The 22267-nt window shown below is 62.6% G+C and carries 18 protein-coding genes; 8 read left to right on the top strand and 10 right to left on the bottom strand.

All coding sequences use genetic code 11. From position 1 onward, the window contains the following. The first annotated feature begins 86 nt into the window (after positions 1-86). From HXS65_RS02955 to HXS65_RS02945, 3 genes are all read left to right on the top strand, one after another. Positions 87-1244, top strand: coding sequence for a glycosyltransferase family 1 protein (locus HXS65_RS02955; RefSeq protein ID WP_084208998.1), 1158 nt, complete (start codon positions 87-89; stop codon positions 1242-1244). Next, positions 1216-1767, top strand: coding sequence for a phosphatase PAP2 family protein (locus HXS65_RS02950; RefSeq protein ID WP_176493043.1), 552 nt, complete (start codon positions 1216-1218; stop codon positions 1765-1767). The genes HXS65_RS02955 and HXS65_RS02950 overlap by 29 nt, the downstream gene beginning before the upstream one ends. A gap of 75 nt (positions 1768-1842) precedes the next feature. Continuing rightward, entirely contained in the window at positions 1843-2604 is a 762-nt protein-coding gene (locus HXS65_RS02945; RefSeq protein ID WP_176493042.1) for an alpha-ketoglutarate-dependent dioxygenase AlkB, read from the top strand. Here the strand turns inward: HXS65_RS02945 and HXS65_RS02940 are convergent. Continuing rightward, the gene (locus tag HXS65_RS02940) at positions 2596-3519 is read right to left on the bottom strand and encodes a LysR family transcriptional regulator (RefSeq protein WP_141392355.1); all 924 of its coding nucleotides are present in this window, start codon (positions 3517-3519) and stop codon (positions 2596-2598) included. The two genes, HXS65_RS02945 and HXS65_RS02940, sit on opposite strands and share 9 nt — an antisense overlap. Positions 3520-3946: 427 nt before the next feature. Between HXS65_RS02940 and HXS65_RS02935 the strand changes: the two genes are divergently transcribed. From HXS65_RS02935 to HXS65_RS02925, 3 genes are all read left to right on the top strand, one after another. After that, positions 3947-4648, top strand: coding sequence for a CoA transferase subunit A (locus HXS65_RS02935; RefSeq protein WP_077373240.1), 702 nt, complete (start codon positions 3947-3949; stop codon positions 4646-4648). A 92-nt stretch (positions 4649-4740) separates the two neighbouring features. Beyond that, a complete protein-coding gene (locus HXS65_RS02930) occupies positions 4741-5403 on the top strand; it encodes a 3-oxoacid CoA-transferase subunit B (protein WP_084209001.1) in 663 nt (220 codons plus the stop codon). A 586-nt stretch (positions 5404-5989) separates the two neighbouring features. Next, positions 5990-6196 carry a cold-shock protein gene (locus HXS65_RS02925; protein WP_077372737.1) on the top strand — a complete coding sequence of 69 codons (207 nt, stop codon included), beginning with the start codon at positions 5990-5992 and terminating at the stop codon, positions 6194-6196. A gap of 277 nt (positions 6197-6473) precedes the next feature. Here the strand turns inward: HXS65_RS02925 and gcvT are convergent, their stop codons facing one another. After that, a complete protein-coding gene (gene gcvT, locus HXS65_RS02920; protein WP_077372734.1) occupies positions 6474-7607 on the bottom strand; it encodes a glycine cleavage system aminomethyltransferase GcvT in 1134 nt (377 codons plus the stop codon). 145 nt (positions 7608-7752) lie between these two features. Beyond that, a complete protein-coding gene (locus tag HXS65_RS02915) occupies positions 7753-9114 on the bottom strand; it encodes an alanine/glycine:cation symporter family protein (protein ID WP_373996116.1) in 1362 nt (453 codons plus the stop codon). Between the two features lie 873 nt (positions 9115-9987). Here HXS65_RS02915 and gcvH point away from each other — a divergent pair. Then, positions 9988-10380 carry a glycine cleavage system protein GcvH gene (gene gcvH, locus HXS65_RS02910; protein ID WP_077372729.1) on the top strand — a complete coding sequence of 131 codons (393 nt, stop codon included), beginning with the start codon at positions 9988-9990 and terminating at the stop codon, positions 10378-10380. A gap of 208 nt (positions 10381-10588) precedes the next feature. Further along, positions 10589-13483: an aminomethyl-transferring glycine dehydrogenase gene (gene gcvP, locus HXS65_RS02905; RefSeq protein WP_084209003.1), complete on the top strand. Its 2895-nt coding sequence runs from the start codon at positions 10589-10591 to the stop codon at positions 13481-13483. Between the two features lie 156 nt (positions 13484-13639). On the opposite strand, the gene HXS65_RS02900 is transcribed toward gcvP, so the two are convergent. From HXS65_RS02900 to HXS65_RS02870, 7 genes are all read right to left on the bottom strand, one after another. After that, positions 13640-15292 carry an ABC transporter substrate-binding protein gene (locus HXS65_RS02900; RefSeq protein ID WP_240499748.1) on the bottom strand — a complete coding sequence of 551 codons (1653 nt, stop codon included), beginning with the start codon at positions 15290-15292 and terminating at the stop codon, positions 13640-13642. 317 nt (positions 15293-15609) lie between these two features. Further along, on the bottom strand, positions 15610-17631 hold the full coding sequence (locus HXS65_RS02895) for a DUF4955 domain-containing protein (RefSeq protein WP_176493041.1): 2022 nt from the start codon (positions 17629-17631) through the stop codon (positions 15610-15612). Positions 17632-17842: 211 nt separating this feature from the next. Then, positions 17843-18115 (bottom strand): DUF2160 domain-containing protein, encoded by a 273-nt coding sequence (locus tag HXS65_RS02890; protein ID WP_043334560.1) that lies wholly within the window; start codon positions 18113-18115, stop codon positions 17843-17845. Between the two features lie 73 nt (positions 18116-18188). Next, positions 18189-18989 (bottom strand): carbohydrate ABC transporter permease, encoded by an 801-nt coding sequence (locus HXS65_RS02885; protein WP_077372718.1) that lies wholly within the window; start codon positions 18987-18989, stop codon positions 18189-18191. Positions 18990-19000: 11 nt separating this feature from the next. Next, positions 19001-19870 carry a carbohydrate ABC transporter permease gene (locus HXS65_RS02880; RefSeq protein ID WP_077372715.1) on the bottom strand — a complete coding sequence of 290 codons (870 nt, stop codon included), beginning with the start codon at positions 19868-19870 and terminating at the stop codon, positions 19001-19003. Further along, positions 19870-21084 carry an ABC transporter ATP-binding protein gene (locus HXS65_RS02875; protein WP_136938132.1) on the bottom strand — a complete coding sequence of 405 codons (1215 nt, stop codon included), beginning with the start codon at positions 21082-21084 and terminating at the stop codon, positions 19870-19872. The genes HXS65_RS02880 and HXS65_RS02875 overlap by 1 nt, the downstream gene beginning before the upstream one ends. Beyond that, positions 21084-22229: an ABC transporter ATP-binding protein gene (locus HXS65_RS02870; protein ID WP_176493040.1), complete on the bottom strand. Its 1146-nt coding sequence runs from the start codon at positions 22227-22229 to the stop codon at positions 21084-21086. Before HXS65_RS02870 ends, HXS65_RS02875 begins: the two co-directional genes overlap by 1 nt. Positions 22230-22267: the final 38 nt, after the last annotated feature.

Raw genomic sequence — 22267 nt, 5'->3', positions numbered from 1 at the left:
TGGGGTGTCATCACTTCGTCACCTCGCTGTTATGCAGGCGTCACTCCCATGGCCGATACTTCGTTCAAAGGTCATCAGGAGCCGTCATGGAGCGTATCGCCTTTGTCAGTGAAACCTGGCACCCGGAAATCAATGGCGTGGCTCACACGCTGAGCCATCTGTGCGATCAACTCATCACGCGGGGCTGCGAGCTGCAGCTCGTGCGGCCCGCACCCCGCGACGGCAGCCATGAACCACGAGTCGCGCAGGAGCTTCAGGTACGCGGCTTCCGTCTTCCGGGCTATGACACCGTTCAGATCGGCGCCCCTGCCCTGAGACGGCTGACGGCCCTGTGGCGCCAGCATCCGCCCTCCGTCATCTACATCGCCACCGAAGGACCGCTGGGGGTCAGTGCCCTGATGGTCGCGCGTCGCCTCGGCGTGCCCGTGGTGGCAGGCTTTCATACCAATTTCGACCAGTACAGCACCCACTATCATCTCAGGGCATTACGCCCCCTGGTACGTCAGGGGCTGAAGCACTTCCACAATGCCGCCAACCTGACACTGGTCCCGACACGCACCCAGGCCGCCACTCTCGCGCAACAGGGTTTCAAGCATGTCCGGGTCGTGGGACGCGGGCTGGATTGTCAGCGCTTCTCGCCCGTTCATCGCAGTGAAGCGCTGCGTCGCCAGTGGGGCGTCGGCCCTCAGCAGCCCGTCGCGCTGCATGTCGGCCGCCTGGCGGCGGAAAAGAACATCGAGCTGTTGATTCGCAGCTACGAGGCCATGCAGGCCGTGCAGCCGGATATCGCGCTGGTACTGGTGGGCGATGGCCCGCTGCGCGAACGCCTTGAGCAACGCCTGCCGGAGGCGATCTTCGCCGGCTTCCAGACCGGCGAGGCGCTGGCTGCCCATTACGCCAGTGCCGACCTGTTCCTGTTCCCCTCGCTGTCGGAGACCTTCGGCAACGTGGTACTGGAAGCCATGGCCAGTGGATTGGCCGTGGTGGCCTTCGACTACGCGGCCGCTGCGGAAGTGATCCGCGATGACCACCAGGGGTTGCTGGCCCCCTGCACCCAGCCGGACAGATTCATCGAACAGGCAGTGGAAGTCTGCCAGCGACCAGCGCGTATCGCACGTCTCGGAAGAGCGGCCCGTGTACGCGTCGAGCCCATGGCCTGGAGCCAGGTCGCCGAGCATTTTCTTGCCTGTCTACGCCTCGCCGAGGAGAAGCCCGATGCACGATCGCAGCCTTCCCGTCTTTGAGCGACTCGACCTGCTGGAGTGGCGGCTGTGTCGCCAGGTGGCACGTCTGGCGCTGTATCGGCCGATCCTGACCCTCTTTCGCGTGGTCTCGCGCCTCGGTGACTGGCCCGTCTGGTTGCTGCTGACACTCAGCCTGCCCTTCCATCACGTGCAAGGTGGCTGGTTGATGCTGGAATTCGGACTGGCGGCGGGGGCCGGCGCCCTTTTGTATCGCGCCCTCAAGACCCGGCTGTGCCGGGAACGCCCCTTCATCACCTTCACGACCATCCAATGCACCATGCCACCGCTGGATCGCTACAGCTTTCCAAGTGGCCATACACTGCATGCGGTGCTGTTTGCCAGCCTGACGGCTCAGCAGCTACCGGAACTGGCCATTCTCGTCACGCCGCTTGCCATGTTGATCGCGCTTTCCCGCGTGATCCTGGGACTGCACTACGTCAGTGACGTGCTGGCGGGGGCGCTGCTGGGATTCGGGCTGGCTGAAGTGGCCATCCTGAGTCTTGAGTCCCTGACAGGACTCTGAGCCCGGTGCACGCCCTGTCGGCGGCAGGCCACCTTCGACTTGCCGACAGTCAATTCGCTCTGGCAAGCTCACCTCATGACGATATCCTCCGAGGCCGGCGACCTGTTCGCCACGCATCCTCAACACGCCCCTTCCCGCACCCCGCCAAGCGGACAGCGACCTGTTGGCCTGCCGGACGACTGGCAGACACTGGCCCATGGCTGGTATCGCCATCCGCTGCACCCGCTCTATCTCAAGCCAGCCGCTCTGACTCCCCTGCAGGCCGACCAGGCACTGGTCACGCTGGATACCACGCTCGACTGGCAGCGGCCGAGCTTGAGCGTGCATGGCAAGACGCATCCCATCCCTCGCCGTCAGGTATGGATGGGGGACGCCGGGGCTCGCTATCGCTATTCCGGCAGCCTGTTCGAGCCAGCACCCTGGCGTCCGATGGCCTGGCATCTGGGGGAGCTTGCCCGTCACGCCATCAACCGCGAGCTGAGCGCGCAGCCGGGGCAGGAACGCCATATCGACCAGCACTTCAACAGCCTGCTGGCCAATCGCTACGCCGATGGCAATGACCGCATGGGCTGGCATAGTGACAATGAACCGGAGCTTGGCGACCGCCCCATCGTGCTGGCCCTGTCACTGGGACGAGAGCGGCCCCTGCGCTTCAAGGGACATCCCCGCAGCCCCTACGCACAGGACCCCGCCTTCAACCTGTGGCTGCCCCATGGCTCATTGCTGGTGATGGGGCGCGGCTGTCAGGACCGACTGCATCACGCCCTGCCGCCACGCAAGCTCGAGGGCGTGCGCATCAGCCTGACCTACCGACGGCTATTGACGGCGTCACGCTAGATCCTCATCAGGCACGGGCGGCGGCGAGACGGGATAGCGGGCCCGCAGAGTGTCCAGCATCGCCTGGACCGCGACCGACAGCTCATGACGGCCGCGGCGAATCACGCCGACACGTTGCTCGATGACCGGCCCTTCCAGCCCCAGGCACCGACATCCCAGCGCTGACATCTGATCGGCGCTCATCGCCGGTACCGCGCTGACGCCAAGTCCCTCTGCCACCATACGTCCGCAGGTCACCAGCTGATGGGTCTCGAAGGCGACGGTGAGCTTGAGTCCCGCCTCTGCCAGGCGCCGCTCCAGCATGTGTCGCACGCCCGAGGGACGTTGCAGGGTGATGAAATCCTCTTCCAGCAGCTGATCCCAATGGATGGTCTCGGGAGCGCCCTGCAACAGGGCGTGCCCCTCGGGAATGATCGCGATGTAGCGATCCTCGAAGAGTGATTCGAAGACAAGGTCCTCGCGTACCCCGGGATCAAAACAGATCCCCAGTTCCACGCGCCCATCGGTGACACGCTCCACGACTTCCTCGGCGATCACGTCATTGACCTCGATGGTGATCTCCGGGAACTGCCGTCGAAAATCCGCCAGTACTCCTGGCAGCAGATTCCCGGCGAAGGTCGGCATGGCAGCCAATGCCACACGCCCGCGTCCGAGACTGAATCGCTGGCGCATCTCGTCCTCAGCATGCTCCCAATCCGACAGTATCCTGCGAGCCAGCGGGAAGAAGGCCCGTCCTTCCGGCGTCAGGCTGACCTGTCGAGTGGAACGCTGGAACAGACGCCCACCCAACGACTCCTCCAGATTCTTGACGGCCAGCGACAATGCCGGCTGGGAAAGATGCACCAACGTGCCCGCTTCCACGAAGGACAGGGTTCTGGCCACTGCGACAAAGGCTTTCAACTGTTTCAAGGTCATGCGGCTTCCTTCCTGTGGGGTCCCTGGGGGACGCGCCTTGAGATGACATTCGGGGTAACAGGCTCAACCCGTCGCCGGGAGACCCGTCGGCCTCTACACCATTGGTCCAAGGTGGCCAGAGCCGCTTGCACAGCCTTGCACCGCGAGTCGTCCAGCCCTGTCGTGCATATCCGCCGCTGGCCCGCACCACAGGCGGATCTGTGCAGGAAACGAGCGGGCAAGGCGATATCGTACTGCCCCGAGACTCTTCATGAAAACTTATCAATAGATAGAAAAAACAAACTTATCAAATATATACAGCCACCAGATTGTCGGCAATGATGAACTCAAGCCTTTGCCAGACGCCTGCCCCAGGCGCCGGCCACGGAAGATGAGCAGCGACTCATCACCGTCAAAACGACTACACAAGATGCTCAAGGAGAACTTCATGGCAGGATTCAACAAGGTAGTGACCCGCTACGCCGATGCCATGGCGGGCCTGGAAGACGGCATGACGGTGATCGCCGGCGGATTCGGACTCTGCGGTATTCCCGAGAACCTGATCCAGGAGATCAAGCGTCGTGGCGTGAAGGACCTGACCGTCGTCTCCAACAACTGCGGCGTGGACGGCTTCGGGTTGGGCATCTTGCTGGAAGATCGCCAGATCAAGACCATGATCGCCTCCTACGTCGGCGAGAACGCCCTGTTCGAACGGCAGCTGCTGGACGGAGAGCTCGAGGTCATCCTGACCCCCCAGGGCACGCTGGCCGAGAAGATGCGCGCCGCCGGGGCCGGCATCCCCGCCTTCTTCACCGCGACCGGCTACGGGACGCCCATCGGAGAAGGCAAGGAAGTCCGCGAATTCGACGGTCGCCCTTATATTCTCGAGGAAGCCATCAAGGGTGACTTCGCCATCGTCAAGGCGTGGAAGGCCGACCGCTACGGCAATGTCGTCTACCGTCACACGGCACGCAACTTCAACCCGCTGGCCGCAACCGCAGGCAAGATCACCGTGGTCGAAGTCGAAGAGCTGGTGGAACCCGGCGAGCTGGACCCGGCCGAGATCCACACTCCGGGCATCTATGTCGACCGCGTCATCAAGGGCAGCTTCGAGAAGCGCATCGAGAAACGGACCGTTCGCTCGCGTTGAGCCAAGGCTCCGCCTGCATCCGTTTTCTCGCGACGACACTCCCCGACACGGCAAGGCGTCACCTCGATGGCGCTTCAGACAAGGAATACATCATGGCTTTGACACGCGAACAGATGGCCCAGCGAGTGGCACAGGAAATCCAGGACGGCTCCTACGTCAATCTGGGCATCGGCATTCCGACCCTGGTCGCCAACTACATCCCGGATGGCATCGACGTGATGCTGCAGTCCGAGAACGGCCTGCTTGGCATGGGACGCTATCCCTATGACGACGAGGTCGACGCCGACATGATCAATGCCGGCAAGGAAACCGTGACCGCCATCGATGGCGCCGCCATCTTCGACTCCGCCGAATCCTTCGCGATGATTCGCGGCGGGCACGTCGATCTGACGGTACTCGGCGCCTTCGAGGTGGACGTGAACGGCAACATCGCCAGCTGGATGATCCCCGGCAAGCTGGTGAAAGGCATGGGCGGCGCCATGGACCTGGTGGCGGGTGCCGAGAACATCATCTGCACCATGACCCACGCCTCCAAGCATGGTGAGTCCAAGCTGCTCAGCCAGTGTGAGCTGCCACTGACCGGTGCCGGCTGCATTCGCCGTGTCCTGACCGACCTGGCCTTCCTCGAGATCAAGGACGGTGCCTTCCACCTGCTGGAACGCGCGCCAGGCGTCAGTGTCGAGGAGATACAGCGCCTGACCGCAGGCAAGCTCATCGTGCCCGACAACGTCCCCGAGATGCAGCTGGACGCCTGAGACGGCCCAGATGCATCGCTTGACACTCCATCTCTCCGGCGATGATGGGCGCATCATCGCCGCTCTCCGAGAGTCTTGATGGTTGCAAGACCATCCACCGGCAGCGCTGCCATCGCTGCCGGTTTTTTTGTCTCTTTCCCTCACCAAGCATGACGACCTGGCGGATCCTTCGCGAGGAGCTGCCCACTGCCTTGAAAGCCCGCACGCACGCCCAATCCCCACGACGATGACTCACCTTGGCAACCTCTCAAGCGGGGCGATATACGGCGAGGTTCCACACCGACCAGAAACCAGGATAACGGGATAAAAGCAAGTCACTGTCAATCCTTGCGAAATCTGGAAAACTGACTGGCGCAATGCCGTCCATTCGAGAAGAATCTGCTCACGAGACACCCGACCAAAGGCGAAGTTTTTGATATTTCATTTGACCTTGGAGGCGCGGCAGCGCAGTATTGATCTCGTTGGTTAGCAAGTCGTATATCGTCAGTCGTGATCGAAACACTTCGGTACCTGGTGCATATCCTCCTTGTTTTACCCACGTATATCGGGTAACTCCCGGCAATATCATCAGTAAGGAATTACGATCATGGCAACTGGTACAGTCAAGTGGTTCAACGACACCAAAGGTTTCGGCTTCATTTCTCCGGACGACAACGGTGACGACCTGTTCGCACACTTCTCCGAAATCCAGGCTGAAGGCTTCAAGTCTCTGCAAGACGGTCAGAAGGTTTCCTTCGACGTCACCCAGGGCAAGAAAGGCCTCCAGGCCGCTAACATCAAGATCATCGACTGATCATGAGTTAGCTGAAAGAGACTAACCTCTCTTTCCACGGAAAAGCCCGCTTCGGCGGGCTTTTCTGCGTCTGGAGATTGCCTCGAAAGCCGTGACGGCCCCTCCCCTGCCAGCCAGTTCCGTCGTGCCTCAGCGCCACTTGCCTGCAGCGCACGACACGATCCAGGTCTCCCGGACCAGAGCCGAGCCTGACGCCTGACGCCTGTCACAGGCAACGAAAAAGGGACCGCCGAAGCAGCCCCTTTCCCGTCCAGCCTTGCCTGTCTTCAGCCCATCATCAGCCGCGGTAATAGCGCTGCTCGACGAAGGGCATCTTCGTCACGGTCATCGGCAGTCGCTTGCCGCGTACGTCCGCGAAGACCTGAGTGTCCAGCACGCTGTGCGCGATCGCCACATAGCCCATGGCGACCGGCTTGCCGTAGCTCGGGCCGAAGCTGCCCGAAGTCACGACACCGATGCGGTTGCCCTCGCCGTCGAAGAGCTCGGCACCTTCGCGAATCGGAGCACGCCCTTCAGCCACCAGACCGACTCGCTTGCGGGTGTGATCCTTGTTGGCGATCTGGGTCAGGATGACGTCCGCCCCCGGGAAGCCGCCTTCACGTGCACCGCCCTGACGACGCACCTTGCCCAGCGCCCAGATCAGGCTGGCTTCCACCGGCGACGTCGTGGTGTCCAGATCATGACCATACAGGCACAGGCCAGCCTCGAGACGCAGTGAATCCCGCGCCCCGAGACCGATGAACTCCACCTCTTCCGCCGCCAGCAGCAGACGCGCGAAGCGCTCCGCCTCAGCATCGGGGACGGAGATCTCGAAACCATCTTCACCGGTATACCCGCTGCGACTGACCCAACACTCGATGCCATCGATGGTGACATGGGCATGATGCATGAAGGTCAGCTCGCAGGCCTCGGGCGACAGACGCTGCATGACCGCGTGAGCCAGCGGCCCCTGCAGGGCGAGCAGCGCCCGATCCTCCAGCACCTCAAGCTCGATCTCCATCGGCAGCCCCACACGCAGATGCGCGACGTCCTGATCCTTGCAGGCAGCATTCACCACCACATAGAGGTGATCGCCACCATTGACGATCATCAGGTCATCGAGAATACCGCCGGTATCACTGGTAAAGAGTCCGTAACGCTGCATGCCCACCGGAAGATCGACGATGTCCGTCGGTACCAGCGTCTCCAGCGCCGCCTGCACGTTCTCTCCGCGCAGGATCAGCTGCCCCATGTGCGAGACATCGAACAGCCCCGCCTTGGCACGCGTATGCTCGTGCTCCTTCTTGACGCCCAGCGGATACTGGACGGGCATGGAATAGCCTGCAAACTCGACCATCTTCGCTCCCTGCTCGACGTGCAGGTCGTGAAGCGCGGTCTGCTTGAGACCGGTGACAGCGGCGGAATCGGACATCATCATTCTCCAGAGTGGCATGCAACATCTCTCCGACAGCCAGGTGAATCTGGCCCTGTGCTGCCGGAGGCTAGTGATCGAGATAGGACAATCTGAGGGGGCTCACCCCACCGCGCCTGCCAGCGACGGGGGGCTCCTGATGCGATCAGCGGTCTTCGCCCGCCAGCACTTCCTTGCCGTCAAAGTAGTCGCGGGTCAGCTTGAAGACCACCGGCGACAGCAGCGCCAGACCAATCAGGTTCGGAATCGCCATCAAGGCATTGAAGGTATCCGCCATCAGCCAGATGAGATCCAGCTTGGCCATCGCGCCCACCGGAATCGCGATCACGAACACGATGCGATACAGCATGATGGCGCGCGTACCGAACAGGTACTGGAAGCACTTCTCGCCATAGAAGGACCAGCCAAGGATGGTGGTGAAGGCAAACACGGCCAGCGCGATCGCGACCAGATGGTTGCCGACACCCGGCAGGGCCTGATCAAAGGACATGGAGGTCAGCGCCGCCCCCGTCTCACCGGAAGACCACAGGCCGGAGGTGATGATGGCCAGCGCGGTGATGGTGCAGATGACGATGGTATCGATGAAGGTGCCCAGCATGGCGACCAGCCCCTGACGTACCGGGTTCTTGGTCTGCGCGGCAGCGTGGGCGATGGGCGCACTGCCCAGGCCGGCTTCATTGGAGAAGATACCGCGCGCCACACCGAAACGGATGGCCGCCATCACCGCCGCACCGGCAAAGCCGCCAGTCGCCGCGACTGGATTGAAGGCGTAGGTGAAGATGAGGCCGAAGGCGTGACCGATCTGGTCAGCATTGATCACCAGAATGACGATGCCCGACAGGAAGTAGGCAATCGCCATGAACGGCACCAGCTTGCCCGCCACGCTGGAGATGCGCTTGATGCCACCCAGAATGACCGCACCCGCCAGCACCATCATCACGACACCGGAGGCCCAGTGCGGAATGGCAAACGAGGTTTCCAGGGCATCCGCCACGGAGTTGGACTGCACGGTATTGCCGATGCCAAAGGCCGCGAAGCAGCCGAAGAAGGCAAAGGCGCCCCCCAGCCAACCCCACTTGGCCCCCAGTCCGTTGCGGATGTAGTACATCGGACCACCGACGTGGTTGCCGTTGTCATCCACTTCGCGATAACGCACCGCACAGACGGCCTCGGCGTACTTGGTCGCCATGCCGACCAGCGCCGTGATCCACATCCAGAAGATCGCCCCCGGTCCACCCAGCGCGATCGCCGTCGCCACACCCGCGATGTTGCCGGTACCGATGGTAGCGGAGAGTGATGTCATGAGGGCATTGAACGGCGACATTTCACCATCGCCATCCTTGCCGGGCGCGCGCCCGCTCCAGAGCAGCTTGAAGCCGGTACCCAACTTGCGGATCGGCATGCCCTTGAGGCCCGCCTGAAGATAGAAGCCGACCCCGAGCAGCAGGATCAACATCACCGGGCCCCACACCACGCCATTGATGGCGGTAAAGAGAGAACTGATCATTTCCACGCAGATTTCCTCCGCTGAATTGTTGTTATGACTCGATGCGAGGAGAGACACATCGGAAATCCCGTCTGGCCAGCCGGTCAACCGGCCAGCACGCCAAACGGACAGCTCACATTAGCGGAAGCTTCCAGTCTTCACTACCCCAACAGGGCTTTACGCTGGAATGTGAGCAAAACGTCACGCAAAAATCATGAAAATGTGTCAATCGCCTGAGGGATTCAGCCCGTTGATGGGCGTCACTCAGTGGATATCTCTTTCCCTTGTGCCGGCAACCTGAGCCTCTCCCGGGTCTTCCCCCACACCTCTCGCGGGCAGTCCCGTGACGACAGGCACGCTCCGGCGGCGCTCGGGGATGCCTGCCATCAGGACACGCCTGATCATCAGAGCGTGAAGGAGCTTCTCTCAGTGAATGTGGGTGTCCCTGCCTGAGACACCATTGACAGCACGCGAATCTAGACACAACATGGGAAACAAGTTTCCAATACGAAACAGGCGACACTCTACCTCGACTCAACAGGGCTCGCAAGCGCAGGAAAGTGGCATCAGATTCTCGCTGGAAACCCACCTCCCGTCAGAGGATGAGGACCTGGAGAACTGACTTCCAGCGGAGAAAAAACGGTCTGTACCCTGCACTCATGGGCCTTGTGCGCTGATACCTTCGCGCCATGGCGCAGATAGACCGGGCGTGGCAAGGCGAGACACTGGACGCCCGGAGCACGACGGACCACGATGAAGAGGGCAACTCGCTTGCCACTCGCCAAAAGTCGTAGAGGCACGCCGCGCTCAGCTACTGCCACGTGTCGAGACCTTCGTGCATAATGGCGCAACGATTCCCTGAATCAGAAAATCTTTTCACATAGGAAAACACTCATGAGCAACATTCCTGCCACGCTTAAGTACACCGAGAGTCACGAGTGGGTTCAGGACAACGGTGACGGTACCGTGACCATCGGCATCACCGACCACGCTCAGGAAGCGCTGGGCGACGTCGTCTTCGTCGAATTGCCGGAAATCGGTCGCGAACTGGCGCTGGAAGAAGAGTTCGGTGTCATCGAGTCCGTCAAGGCGGCCTCTGATCTGTACGCGCCGCTGGCCGGCGAAGTCATCGCCGTCAACGAGAGCCTCGAAGACGCGCCGGAATCCGTCAACGAAAGCCCCTATGACGATGCCTGGATTCTGAAGATGAAGGTCGCTGACAGCGCCGAGCTGGAAAAACTCCTCGACGCGGACGCCTACACCCAGCTGGTGGAAAGCGAAGCCTGATCACGGTTGGCCTCCAGCCGCTGTCCGAGACAGCGCTGTCACATGGCTGGAGGCCGCTTGCCCGTCTCACCCGGTAGTACGCTGGCTCGGCGCCCCCAGCCGAGGCTTCACGATTCCCGACGCCCTGCCCGCCCTCCTGCGCCGGCAAGGCGATGTTCCTCCCGCGGACTGTCACTTGCAGTTCCCGTTGCAGCACAGGATTCCTTGCATGGCTCACGAGACGCTTACCCTGGCCCAGCTGGCCGGGCACGATGATTTCATTTCCCGTCACAATGGCCCGACTGCCGCCAATGTCACGCGCATGCTGGCGACACTGGGTGAAGACAGCATCGAGACGCTGATTGACCGCACCGTGCCGGCGGCCATCCGTCTGGGACGCGAGCTGGACCTCGAAGGGCCGCGCACGGAATCCGAGGCACTGGACTATCTCAAGCGCCTGGCGCGTCAGAACAAGGTATTCAAGACCTATATCGGCCAGGGATATCACAACACCCACCTGCCGGCGGTCATCCAGCGCAACGTGCTGGAGAATCCGGGCTGGTATACCGCGTATACGCCGTACCAGCCGGAAATCGCCCAGGGCCGTCTCGAAGGGCTGCTCAACTTCCAGCAGGCGGTGATGGACCTGACCGGCATGGAACTGGCCAATGCCAGCCTGCTGGATGAGGCCACCGCCGCGGCCGAAGCCATGGCGCTGTGTCAGCGTGGCAACAAGAAGAACAAGAGCAATCGCTTCTTCATCGCCGACGATGTCCTGCCCCAGACGCTGGACGTCATGCGCACGCGTGCCGATTACTTCGGCTTCGAGCTGGTCATCGATGCTGCCGAGAAGGTCGGTGAGCACGACATCTTCGGCGCCCTGTTCCAGTATCCGGGCAATACCGGTCAGGTACGCGATCTCGCACCGCTGCTGGACGCGGCACGCGCCAATGGCGCGATGACCGTGGTGGCCGCCGACCTGCTGAGCCTGGTGCTGCTCAAGTCGCCGGGCAGCCTCGGTGCCGATATCGTCGTCGGCACCTCCCAGCGCTTCGGCGTGCCGATGGGCTTCGGCGGCCCGCACGCCGCCTTCTTCGCCACCACCGACAAGCTCAAGCGCTCGATTCCGGGCCGCATCATCGGGGTCTCCAAGGACTCGCGCGGCAATCCGGCGCTGCGCATGGCGATGCAGACCCGCGAGCAGCACATCCGCCGCGAGAAGGCGACCTCCAACATCTGCACCGCCCAGGCGCTGCTGGCCAACATCGCCGGCTTCTACGCCGTCTATCACGGCGCCGAAGGCCTCAAGCGCATCGCCACCCGGGTGCATCGCCTGACCAGCATTCTCGCCGAGGGCGTCACGCGCTGCGGCATGACACTGGCCCACGACAGCTGGTTCGATGCCATCACCGTCACCGGCGTGGATGCCGGCAAGATCCATGGTCGCGAGCTGACCCACGAGATCAACCTGCGCCACCACGGCGACGGCCGCATCACCATCAATCTCGACGAGACCACCACCGCCGCTGACGTCGGCGTGCTGTTCGACGTGCTGCTCGGCGAGGAGCACGGCCTGTCCGTCGCCGCGCTGGACCAGGACCTGCTGGCCAAGGGCGCAAGCGCGATCCCGGCGGCCTGTCAGCGTGACAGCGACTTCCTGACCCACCCGACCTTCAGCCGCTACCACTCGGAAACCGAGATGCTGCGCTACCTGAAGCGCCTGGAGAACAAGGACCTGTCGCTGACCCACGCGATGATTCCGCTGGGCAGCTGCACCATGAAACTCAACGCCACCACCGAGATGATTCCGGTCACCTGGCCCGAATTCGCCAACGTCCACCCGTTTGCGCCCTCGGATCAGGTGGTCGGCTACAAGCAGATGATCGACGAGCTGTCGGCCTTCCTGGTCGAGATCACCGGCTACGACGCCATCTCCATGCAGCCGAACTCCGGCGCTCAGGGGGAATATGCGGGACTGGTCGCGATCCGTCGCTACCAGGCCTCCATCGGTGAAGGTGCGCGCGACATCTGCCTGATCCCCAGCTCCGCCCACGGCACCAATCCGGCCTCCGCCGCGATGGCCGCCATGAAGGTGGTGGTGGTCGAGTGTGATGCCAGCGGCAACATCGACATCAATGACCTGCGCGCCAAGGCCGAGCAGCACAGCGACAAGCTGTCCGCGATCATGATCACCTACCCGTCCACCCACGGCGTGTTCGAGGAAACCGTGCGCGAGGCCTGTCAGGTCGTTCACGATCACGGCGGTCAGGTCTACATCGACGGCGCCAACATGAACGCCCAGGTCGGCATCTGCCGTCCGGGTGACTTCGGCGGCGATGTCTCGCACCTCAACCTGCACAAGACCTTCTGCATTCCCCACGGTGGCGGCGGACCGGGCATGGGCCCCATCGGCGTCAAGTCACACCTGGCACCCTTCGTCTCCAACCACGTGGTCACCCCGCTGGAAGGCGTGAAGCCGGAATGTACCGCCGTCTCCGCCGCCGCCTTTGGTTCCGCGGCGATCCTGCCGATCTCCTGGGCCTACATCAAGATGATGGGTGCGCAGGGGCTGCGTGAGGCCACCGAGCTTGCGATCCTCAACGCCAACTACATCGCCACGCGTCTCGATGGGCACTATCCGGTGCTCTATCGCGGCAAGAACGGCACCGTGGCGCATGAGTGCATCATCGATATCCGCCCGCTGAAGGCCGCTTCCGGCATCAGCGAGGAAGACATCGCCAAGCGCCTGATCGACTACGGCTTCCACGCCCCAACCATGTCGTTCCCGGTGGCGGGCACGCTGATGGTCGAGCCCACCGAGTCCGAGTCGCTCTACGAGATCGACCGTTTCTGTGAGGCGATGATCGCGATTCGCGCCGAGATCGCCCGTGTCGAGCAAGGCGAATGGACCCTGGAAGACAACCCGCTGGTGCACGCGCCGCACACCCAGGCGGACCTGATGGACGCCGAATGGAACCGTGGGTATTCCCGCGAGATCGGTGCCTTCCCCAGCGAGCACGTCAAGGCGGCCAAGCAGTGGCCGGCCGTCAACCGGGTCGACAACGTGCATGGCGATCGCCAGTTGATCTGCTCCTGCCCAAGCATCGACCTCTACCGTGATTGAGAGTCTCGATTGAGAGCCAGCAATGAGGCAGTGTTGAAACGCTGTCGCTGATCGCTCTGGCAAAAAAACGCCCCTGCCGGGTAACCGGCAGGGGCGTTGTCGTTGCAGCGGTCATTCAGGAGCCTGCTCAGTGGCGCAATGACGCGCCAGCCGAGATCACTCCTTCCAGCTCTTGAGCAGCTCGTCATAGGCGATGGTCTCGCCCTTGGGCTTCTCATTGTCCAGCTTGGCCTTCGGCGCACCCGGCTGGGCGAACCAGTACTCCGCATCACGTTCCTCGTTGAGCTTCGGCCCACAGTTGTCCATCACCTTGGCGCGCTCGAGACGCTCGAGAATGCGGTCCTGCGCCTTGGCCAGGCCATCAAGCGCTTCCTGCGGCGTGGCTTCACCACTGGCGGCCTGGGAGATGTACTGCCACCACAGCTGGGCCAGTTTCGGATAATCCGGCACGTTGGTGCCGGTCGGCGACCACTGCACCCGTGCCGGGCTGCGATAGAACTCGACCAGACCGCCCAGCTTCGGCGCGGCATCGGTCATCGCCTGGGACTGGATATCCGACTCGCGGATCGGCGTCAGGCCTTCCAGGGTCTTCTTGAGCGAGACGGTCTTGGCGGTCACGAACTGCGCATATAGCCAGGCGGCGTGACGATTCTTCTCCGGCGTGGAGTCGAAGAAGGTCCAGGCACCCACGTCCTGATAGCCAAGCTTCATGCCCTCTTCCCAGTACGGGCCATGCGGTGACGGCGCCATGCGCCACTTAGGCGTGCCGTCGTCGTTGACCACCGGCAGACCATCTCTTGTCATGTCAGCCGTGAAGGCGGTGTACCAGAAGATCTGCTGGGCGATGTTGCCCTGGGACGGCACCGGGCCGGACTCGGAGAAGGTCATGCCCTGAGCTTCCGGCGGTGCGTACTTGCCCAGCCAGTCGACGTACTTGGTGGTGGCATAGACGGCCGCCGGGCCATTGGCCGCGCCGCCACGCGTCACCGAGGAACCCACCGGCTGACATTCCTCGACACGAATGCCCCACTCATCTACCGGCAGGCCGTTGGGCAGGCCCTTGTCGCCGGCACCCGCCATGGAGAACCAGGCATCGGTGAAGCGCCAGCCGAGTGACGGGTCCTTCTTGCCGTAATCCATGTGGCCATAGACCCGCTTGCCGTCGATTTCCTTGACGTCATTGGTGAAGAAATCGGCGATGTCTTCATAGGCTGACCAGTTGACCGGTACGCCCAGCTCGTAGCCGTACTTGTCCTTGAACTGCTTCTTCAAGTCTTCACGCTCGAACCAGTCGGCGCGGAACCAGTACAGGTTGGCAAACTGCTGGTCCGGCAGCTGATAGAGCTTGTCATCCGGGCCGGTGGTGAAATCCAGCCCGATGAAGTCATCCAGATCCAGGGTCGGCGAGGTGAAGGCCTTGCCGTCGCCTTCCATCATGTCGCTGATCGGCACGACCTTGCCATAGCGGAAGTGCGTGCCGATCAGGTCGGAGTCATTGACGTAGCCATCGTAGATGTTGCGCCCGGACTGCATCTGGGTCTGCAGTTTCTCGATGACGTCGCCTTCCTGGATCAAGTCGTGGGTCAGCTTGATGCCGGTAATCTCGCTGAAGGCCTTGGCCAGCACCTTGGACTCGTATTCATGGGTGGTCAGGGTTTCCGAGGCCACCTTGATTTCCATGCCGCGCAGCGGCTCGGCGGCCTTGATGAACCACTCGAGCTCGGACATCTGCTCGTCCTTGCTCAGCGTGGAGGGTGAGAATTCCTGGTCGATCCACTTCCTTGCCGCATCCTGATACTGATCGGCCATGGCCTGACTGGAAAGACCCGCGAGCCCCGCCGCCGTGGCGAAGGCGATGGCGTAACGCAGGCGTGCGGGTCGAATGATGTGCTGACTCATGGGATGTCCCTTCATTGGCGTTATTGTTGTGTCGCGTCGTCCAACAACCACTTCCGTCAATCACGTGTCGCGCGGCGCGATATGCCGCGCGTGTCTCCTGCCGGTACTGCTTGTCCTCCTGTCGTTCCGGGTACGCTGTCTTGCCTTTGCTGCGTTGCTGCTCGGCTGGCCGGGCATCTGACTGTCAGTCCGTCTGCCAGATGCCCGACGGATTCAAGCTTTCCGGGTCACGGGTGCGTCTCGCGAAGCAGCGCGCGTTGAGCACGATAGAGCGAAGCTGGCTCAACGGCCTCGCCGGGGGATTCCACTCGCGCCTGCAACTTGTCCAGCGCCTCAAGCTGCGGGTAGTCCGTCACGCCCTTGGCGTTCATCACCCGCTCGTAATCATGGCGACTGGCGATGCCCAGCGCGCGGCCGGTGGCGCCCACTACCGTCGGCATGATCACCTTGCCGAAGTGTGAGTCGGCGCGCATGAAGGGCCAGGCATCGTGCGGCTTGCCGGTATTGACCGGATTCCACAGCACCAGCCCGCGCAGATGATTGGGCTGATGGCCGACACTGGCGCCCCAGCGGTCGCGTACATGGCCGCCTCGCTTGCGGTCGAAGAGATTGTCCCGCGGCTGCTGACCATGCAGTTCGATCCCACTGTCACCGCCATGCTCCAGTTCAAGGTAGACGTTATGGGTCGCGTAGCGGGCCACGCCGGGCGCATGCCAGGCATGACTTTGGTCGACCACCTGCCTTGCCAGCACCTGATTGCTGTCACTGATCGTCATCGCGATATGCCCCGGCTTGCCGGTCATCCTCACGTCCTCGAGCGTCACCTGGGAGCTGTGGCGCACCTTCACTCCCTGATTGAAACTGTCGAGCCGGACATCACGCACCCAGCCATCGGTGATGCCATCGAGATCCAGCAGGCCGAAGCCGCTGTCGTCCTCGGCGCTGCGATGATGCTTGAAGCGCCCTCGCCAGTTGCCCTTGAGCGTGATGCCTTCGACCCCGACCTCATGCGCCGGATGGATGCGCGCGATACGCCACTGCTCACCGGGGAAGCGCTCGTGCACCACGGGCAACGACAGCGTCAGCCGATTGCCTTCTCGTGCCAGCACACGGTAGCGAGCGCGCTTGACCACCCCATCCCGCTCGATCAGCCAGCGCGACTTGCCGGTTCTGGCCTCCTTTTCCATCTGATAGGGTGCCAGAGCACGCGCTACCGCTTGCGGGCGCTTGTCGATGCTCTCCAGCAATACCTCATCCCCCGCCTTGAGCGATGACGCCTGTGCCACGCCCGCCAGTGTCACCGTGTCCTGCGTATCGGCAGGCTGCACGCGAGCCGTCGCGGCGATCGGCTGCCAGGCTTCCTGACTCCCGCCCTCGGCCAGCGTCCTGCCTTCCTCCAGATTGCCAAGATGCAGCAACCAGGGCGTGCTCCAGTACCAGCTGGCGTGCAACGGCAGCATCGGTCGGGTCTGCTTGAGACGGGTCCTGTCGCTTCCGTCTCCCGCCAGTGTCCAATGACTGCCGGCCAGGCTCAGCCCCTGCATCTTGAGCAATGCCTCGCGCAGCGTCTGCTGGCGCGCCTCATCCGGGACTGCCGCCTTGAGCGCGATCATCCGTGCATAGAACCAGTCGCGCTCCGCGGGGCCGAACAATACATAGTCACCGGCAGGGAAATAGAGCACCCCATGGCGCTGAGGACTGTCCGCATCATGCTCGCCCTGCTGCTGCCAACGACGCATCGCGGCATGGGCGCGCAGTACCGCATCTCGGTCACTCACGTCGTCCGTGCCATCAGCGCCATAATCCGTGACATCGAAGCGCCTGACGCTGCGAGACTCTGATTCCCGCTTCCGCGCCTCTTGTGCATTGGCTCCCGTCGCCAACGCCGCCGGGAGTTCTCCTCCCTGGTGATAGCCAGCTTGCGAGAAGTCCGGCAAGGGCAGCGGCTCGCGCTTGTCTGCCGGCAGCGCCTGATTGGCCTGCCACACTCGCTGATACGCCTGCCACAAGGGGGGTTGCCCTTTGTCCTGCTGCCCGCCACTTGCAGTATGGCCCTCTGAAGAATGGCCCTCGCCAGCTCCGCCCTGCTGATCCTCCACCGACACGGGAGTCGTGACCCACCAGCCGATGGCAACGACACAGACGAGGCCCAGTCCTGTCAGCCCGGCACGAATGACACGACGGCTTTTCCTGCCGGAAGAAACAGAGTCAGTGGTAGACGAATGACGCGAGGATTCGGTAGACGACATGCAGCAGGGTTCCAGAGCGATGACAGATGACACTGGCTTGGCCAGTCAGAACCGCTTGGGACTCCTGTCAGCACCTCGGGTTCCCTGTTGCCACAAGGCGACGCTGCCCGTCGTCAACGCTCACACCCCATTCCCACATCTCACTTCACCTCTCGTTTCTTCACTTCTCGTTTCTTCTCATCCCCACATCCCCCCTCACTTCACCCTCACCTCATCCCCACTTCATCAACACCAGCATCCAGACGACACAGACGATGCTGATCATCCACAGCACCTGATCAGTGAAGCCCAGCCACAGCAGATGCAGCCAGCCGCTGGAGAGCAGGCCGATGAACAGTCTGTCGCCCCGCGTGGTCGCGATGGGCAGAAAGCCCTGACGACTCAGCGTCGGGGTCACGAACTGCCAGGCGGTCATGCCCAGCAGCAGGGTGCCGATACCGGCAAAGAAGAGTGACGTGGGCAGTGTCCAGGCCATCCATTCCATCATCATGTCCTCTTGTAGGCCGTCAGCAGCGACTCGCTGGCGGCAATGACAGCGGCGCTCGTCTGGCCGCCGCTCACACCCGACCCAGGGCGAAGCCCTTGGCGACGTGATTGCGCACGAAGTAGATCACCAGAATGCCGGGAATCAGCGTCAGGGCGCCGGCGGCGGCCAGCACGCCCCAGTCGATGCCCGAGGCCGAGACAGTTCGCGTCATTACCGCCGCGATCGGCTTCGCCTCCGTCGAGGTCAGGGTTCGCGCCAGCAACAGCTCCACCCACGAGAACATGAAGCAGAAGAAGGCGGTCACCCCGATGCCCGGGCGAATCATCGGAATGAACAGCGTCAGGAAGAAGCGCGGAAAACTGTAGCCATCGATATACGCCGTCTCATCGATCTCCTTGGGCACGCCGGACATGAAGCCTTCCAGAATCCAGACCGCCAGCGGCACGTTGAACAGACAGTGCGCGAGTGCCACCGCCAGCGGAGTATCGAACAGTCCCACCGAGGAGTAGAGCTGGAAGAACGGCAGCAGGAAGACCGCCGGCGGTGCCATTCGATTGGTCAAGAGCCAGAAGAACAGATGCTTGTCACCCAGGAAGCGATAGCGCGAGAAGGCATAGGCCGCCGGCAGTGCCACCGTCAGCGAGATGGCCATGTTGAGCACCACATAGCTCATCGAGTTCACATAGCCCATGTACCAGCTGGGGTCAGTGAAGATCACCCGATAGTTGTCGAAGGTGAAGTTCTCGGGCCACAGGGTCAGGCCGCCGAGAATCTCCTGATTCGACTTGAACGACATGATCAACAGCCAGTAAATCGGCACCAGCAGGAACAGCAGGTAGATCGTCATTACCAGACGCTTGCGTGTTTTCATCACTCGTCTCCTCAGGCGTCGTCACTGTCCTGGTGGGTCATGGCGGTATAGAACAGCCACGAGACCAGCAGGATGATGAGGAAGTAGATCAGCGAGAAGGCAGCGGCGCGTCCGAGATCGAACTGGCCGATCGCCATCTGGGTCAAGGTCTGGGACAGGAAGGTCGTGGTGGTACCCGGCCCGCCACCGGTGAGGACGAAGGGCTCGGTGTAGATCATGAAGCTGTCCATGAAGCGCAGCATGATGCCGATCAGCAGCACGCTCTTGAGCTTGGGCAGCTGGATGTAGCGGAACACGGCCCAAGGTGAGGCACGGTCGATGCGCGCAGCCTGATAGTAGACATCGGGAATGGCGCGTAGCCCCGAGTAGCACAGCAGTGCCACCAGCGACGTCCAGTGCCAGACATCCATCACCAGCACCGTCACCCAGGCATCGGCCGGGTTGGAGGCGTAGTTGTAATCGATGCCCAGTTGTCCCAGCGCCCAGCCATAGAGCCCGATATCCTCACGCCCGATGATCTGCCAGATGGTGCCGACCACGTTCCAGGGAATCAGCAGCGGCAGGGCCAGCAGGATCATGCACAGCGAGACCATGAAGCCCTTGCGCGGCATCGAGAGCGCCACGGCGATCCCCAGCGGAATCTCGATGGCGAGAACCGCGAAGGAATAGACGAACTGGCGAACCAGCGAGTCGTGCAGGCGCTCGTCGCGCAGGATCTCGCGATACCATTCGGTCCCCACGAAGAAGCGTGTGGAGGGATCGAAGATGTCCTGCACCGAGTAGTTGACCACCGTCATCATCGGGATGATGGCCGAGAACGCCACCACGATGACCACCGGCAGCACCAGCCACCAGGCGCGATTGTTGTGTGTGCGTTGCATCAGGCGTTTCCTCCCGGCTGCTCTCCACTTTCCCCTCTGGCAAAGCTGTCCGCCTCGCCGCTGTCGGGCGCGCCGGCCTGTGACAGATCCAGCAGATGCTCATCGAGATAGAAGCGCTGCCAGCGGGCCGGTAGCCGCAGCCGCACACCCCCGACAGGGATAGGCGCATCTTCCTCGATACGTGCCTTGAAGATGCAGCCACCGCCGATGTCGAGATCCACTACCTTGTAGGTGCCAAGATCCTGCACCAGCGTGACCTGACCACTGAGCCAATGCTCGCGGGTGTCGGAAACCGCCGCAGCGGGTGAGCTGTCGCTGGCCTCGAGCTCGACGAATTCCGGCCGGATGCCCAGTTTCAGTTCGCCCTTGCGCTCCTCAAGCGTCGCCAGCAGCGCCCGTGGAAGGTGCAGCAAGGGCGCGTCCTCCCCCGTCCCGAGCCGCACGCCCTCTGATTCCAACGTGATGCTGGCCAGATTCATGCCCGGCGAGCCGATGAAGTAGCCCACGAAGGTGTGAGCGGGGTCCTCGAACAGCTCGCGCGGGGTACCGAACTGCACGATGCGGCCTTCATACATCACCGCGATCTTGTCGGCGAAGGTCGAGGCCTCCAGCTGATCATGGGTGACGTAGACCATGGTGATGTTGAACTGCTCATGGATCTGCTTGAGCTTGCGCCGCAGCTTCCACTTGAGGTGGGGGTCGATGACCGTCAGCGGTTCATCGAACAGGATGGCGGCCACGTCATCGCGGACCAGCCCGCGGCCCATCGAGACCTTCTGCTTCTCGTCAGCCGTCAGGTTGCTGGCACGCCGCGTCAGCAGGTCTTCCAGCTCCAGCACCTGGGCGATCTCACGTACCCGAGACTGCACCTTGTGCTCCGGCTGGCGCTGATTGCGCAGTGGGAAGGCCAGATTGTCGAAGACCGTCATGGTGTCGTAGACCACCGGGAACTGGAACACCTGAGCGATGTTGCGCTCTTCCGGCGGCAGCCGATTGACCACGCGATCATCGAAGCGCACCTCGCCCTCGGAGGGGGCCAGCAGCCCGGAGATGATGTTGAGCAGCGTGCTCTTGCCACAGCCCGACGGGCCGAGCAGCGCATAGGCACCGCCCTGCTGCCAGACATGGTTCATGCGCCGGATGGCGTAGTCACTGTCAGCCGCAGGCGCCGCCAGGTAGCTGTGCGCCAGATCATTGAGGTGTATTTCCGCCATCAGGCCAGCCCTCCGCCAGTCGTGGTGGGTCGCTCGGGCGAGCGGATCAGTGCCCCGTCGCCGCCAGCGCGGCCCTTGTCATCCGCGAAGACGAACAACTTGTGCGCGGGGGCATAGACCCGGATGGCATCATCCACGGCGAAGTCGTGGATACCGGACAGGTGCAGCACCAGGGAGTGATCGTCATTGCTGACATGCAGGAAGGTTTCGGAGCCGGAGATCTCGGCGATATCCACCGTGACGGCGAACTCGAGATCATCGTCGGCCAGCGGCGCCAACCCCAGATGACTGGGACGGATACCGAAGCGATAGGCCCCGCTCTCGAGCCCCACCAGTGGTGTGGGCAGCACGAACCGGCTGCCCTGCTCGCCGGCACTGGCGGCACCGGAGAACGCCAGTTCACGCCCACGCACCTCGGCCTCGAACAGATTGATCTGCGGCTCGGAGTAGAGCTTCGCCGCCTCGACACTCACCGGATGATGGTAGACGGCCTCGGTAGGCCCGGACTGCAACACCCGCCCTTCATGCATCAGGGTGGTGGTGCCACCGAGCGCCAGCGCCTCACCGGGTTCGGTGGTGGCGTAGACGGCGATGGTGTTGCGGGTCGCGAACAGGCTGCGCATCTCGTGGCGCAGCTCTTCGCGTAGCTTGTAATCAAGATTGACCAGCGGCTCATCGAACAGCACCAGGTCAGCATCCTTGACCAGCGCCCGCGCCATGGCCGTACGCTGCTGCTGACCGCCGGAGAGCTCCGCCGGCTGACGCGCGAGGAACTGCTCGATATGCAGCATCTCGGCGATCTCGTGCACGCGGCGACGGATTTCCTCCGGCGCCATGCGCGCCAGCTTCAGCGGCGAGGCGATGTTGTCGTAGACGCTCAGACTCGGGTAGTTGATGAACTGCTGATAGACCATCGAGATGTTGCGCTCGCGCACCGGGCGGCCGGTCACGTCCTCGCCGTTCATCACGATTCGCCCATCACTGGGCACATCGAGGCCTGCCATCAGGCGCATCAGTGAGGTCTTGCCGGACAAGGTGCGTCCCAGCAGCACATTGAAGGAGCCGGGCTCGAAGGTCAGGTCCACCCTGTCGATATGGGTCTCGCGGCCAACCCGGCGGGTGACCGCCTCAAGGCTCAAGGACATGGCGCTGTCTCGTCTGGTGAAAGTCATCGGGGCAGGGA

Source organism: Cobetia sp. 5-25-4-2, from assembly GCF_013374075.1.
Taxonomy (GTDB): domain Bacteria; phylum Pseudomonadota; class Gammaproteobacteria; order Pseudomonadales; family Halomonadaceae; genus Cobetia; species Cobetia marina.
This window is presented reverse-complemented; position numbering and strand designations above follow the sequence as displayed.

What these genes read in the sequence shown, in the direction of transcription:
- HXS65_RS02955 (WP_084208998.1), top strand. Translation starts at nt 87, where the DNA reads ATGGAGCGTATCGCCTTTGTCAGTGAAACCTGGCACCCGGAAATCAAT.
- HXS65_RS02950 (WP_176493043.1), top strand. Translation starts at nt 1,216, where the DNA reads ATGCACGATCGCAGCCTTCCCGTCTTTGAGCGACTCGACCTGCTGGAG.
- HXS65_RS02945 (WP_176493042.1), top strand. Translation starts at nt 1,843, where the DNA reads ATGACGATATCCTCCGAGGCCGGCGACCTGTTCGCCACGCATCCTCAA.
- HXS65_RS02940 (WP_141392355.1), bottom strand. Translation starts at nt 3,519, where the DNA reads ATGACCTTGAAACAGTTGAAAGCCTTTGTCGCAGTGGCCAGAACCCTG.
- HXS65_RS02935 (WP_077373240.1), top strand. Translation starts at nt 3,947, where the DNA reads ATGGCAGGATTCAACAAGGTAGTGACCCGCTACGCCGATGCCATGGCG.
- HXS65_RS02930 (WP_084209001.1), top strand. Translation starts at nt 4,741, where the DNA reads ATGGCTTTGACACGCGAACAGATGGCCCAGCGAGTGGCACAGGAAATC.
- HXS65_RS02925 (WP_077372737.1), top strand. Translation starts at nt 5,990, where the DNA reads ATGGCAACTGGTACAGTCAAGTGGTTCAACGACACCAAAGGTTTCGGC.
- gcvT (WP_077372734.1), bottom strand. Translation starts at nt 7,607, where the DNA reads ATGTCCGATTCCGCCGCTGTCACCGGTCTCAAGCAGACCGCGCTTCAC.
- HXS65_RS02915 (WP_373996116.1), bottom strand. Translation starts at nt 9,114, where the DNA reads ATGATCAGTTCTCTCTTTACCGCCATCAATGGCGTGGTGTGGGGCCCG.
- gcvH (WP_077372729.1), top strand. Translation starts at nt 9,988, where the DNA reads ATGAGCAACATTCCTGCCACGCTTAAGTACACCGAGAGTCACGAGTGG.
- gcvP (WP_084209003.1), top strand. Translation starts at nt 10,589, where the DNA reads ATGGCTCACGAGACGCTTACCCTGGCCCAGCTGGCCGGGCACGATGAT.
- HXS65_RS02900 (WP_240499748.1), bottom strand. Translation starts at nt 15,292, where the DNA reads ATGGCCGATCAGTATCAGGATGCGGCAAGGAAGTGGATCGACCAGGAA.
- HXS65_RS02895 (WP_176493041.1), bottom strand. Translation starts at nt 17,631, where the DNA reads ATGTCGTCTACCGAATCCTCGCGTCATTCGTCTACCACTGACTCTGTT.
- HXS65_RS02890 (WP_043334560.1), bottom strand. Translation starts at nt 18,115, where the DNA reads ATGGAATGGATGGCCTGGACACTGCCCACGTCACTCTTCTTTGCCGGT.
- HXS65_RS02885 (WP_077372718.1), bottom strand. Translation starts at nt 18,989, where the DNA reads ATGAAAACACGCAAGCGTCTGGTAATGACGATCTACCTGCTGTTCCTG.
- HXS65_RS02880 (WP_077372715.1), bottom strand. Translation starts at nt 19,870, where the DNA reads ATGCAACGCACACACAACAATCGCGCCTGGTGGCTGGTGCTGCCGGTG.
- HXS65_RS02875 (WP_136938132.1), bottom strand. Translation starts at nt 21,084, where the DNA reads ATGGCGGAAATACACCTCAATGATCTGGCGCACAGCTACCTGGCGGCG.
- HXS65_RS02870 (WP_176493040.1), bottom strand. Translation starts at nt 22,229, where the DNA reads ATGTCCTTGAGCCTTGAGGCGGTCACCCGCCGGGTTGGCCGCGAGACC.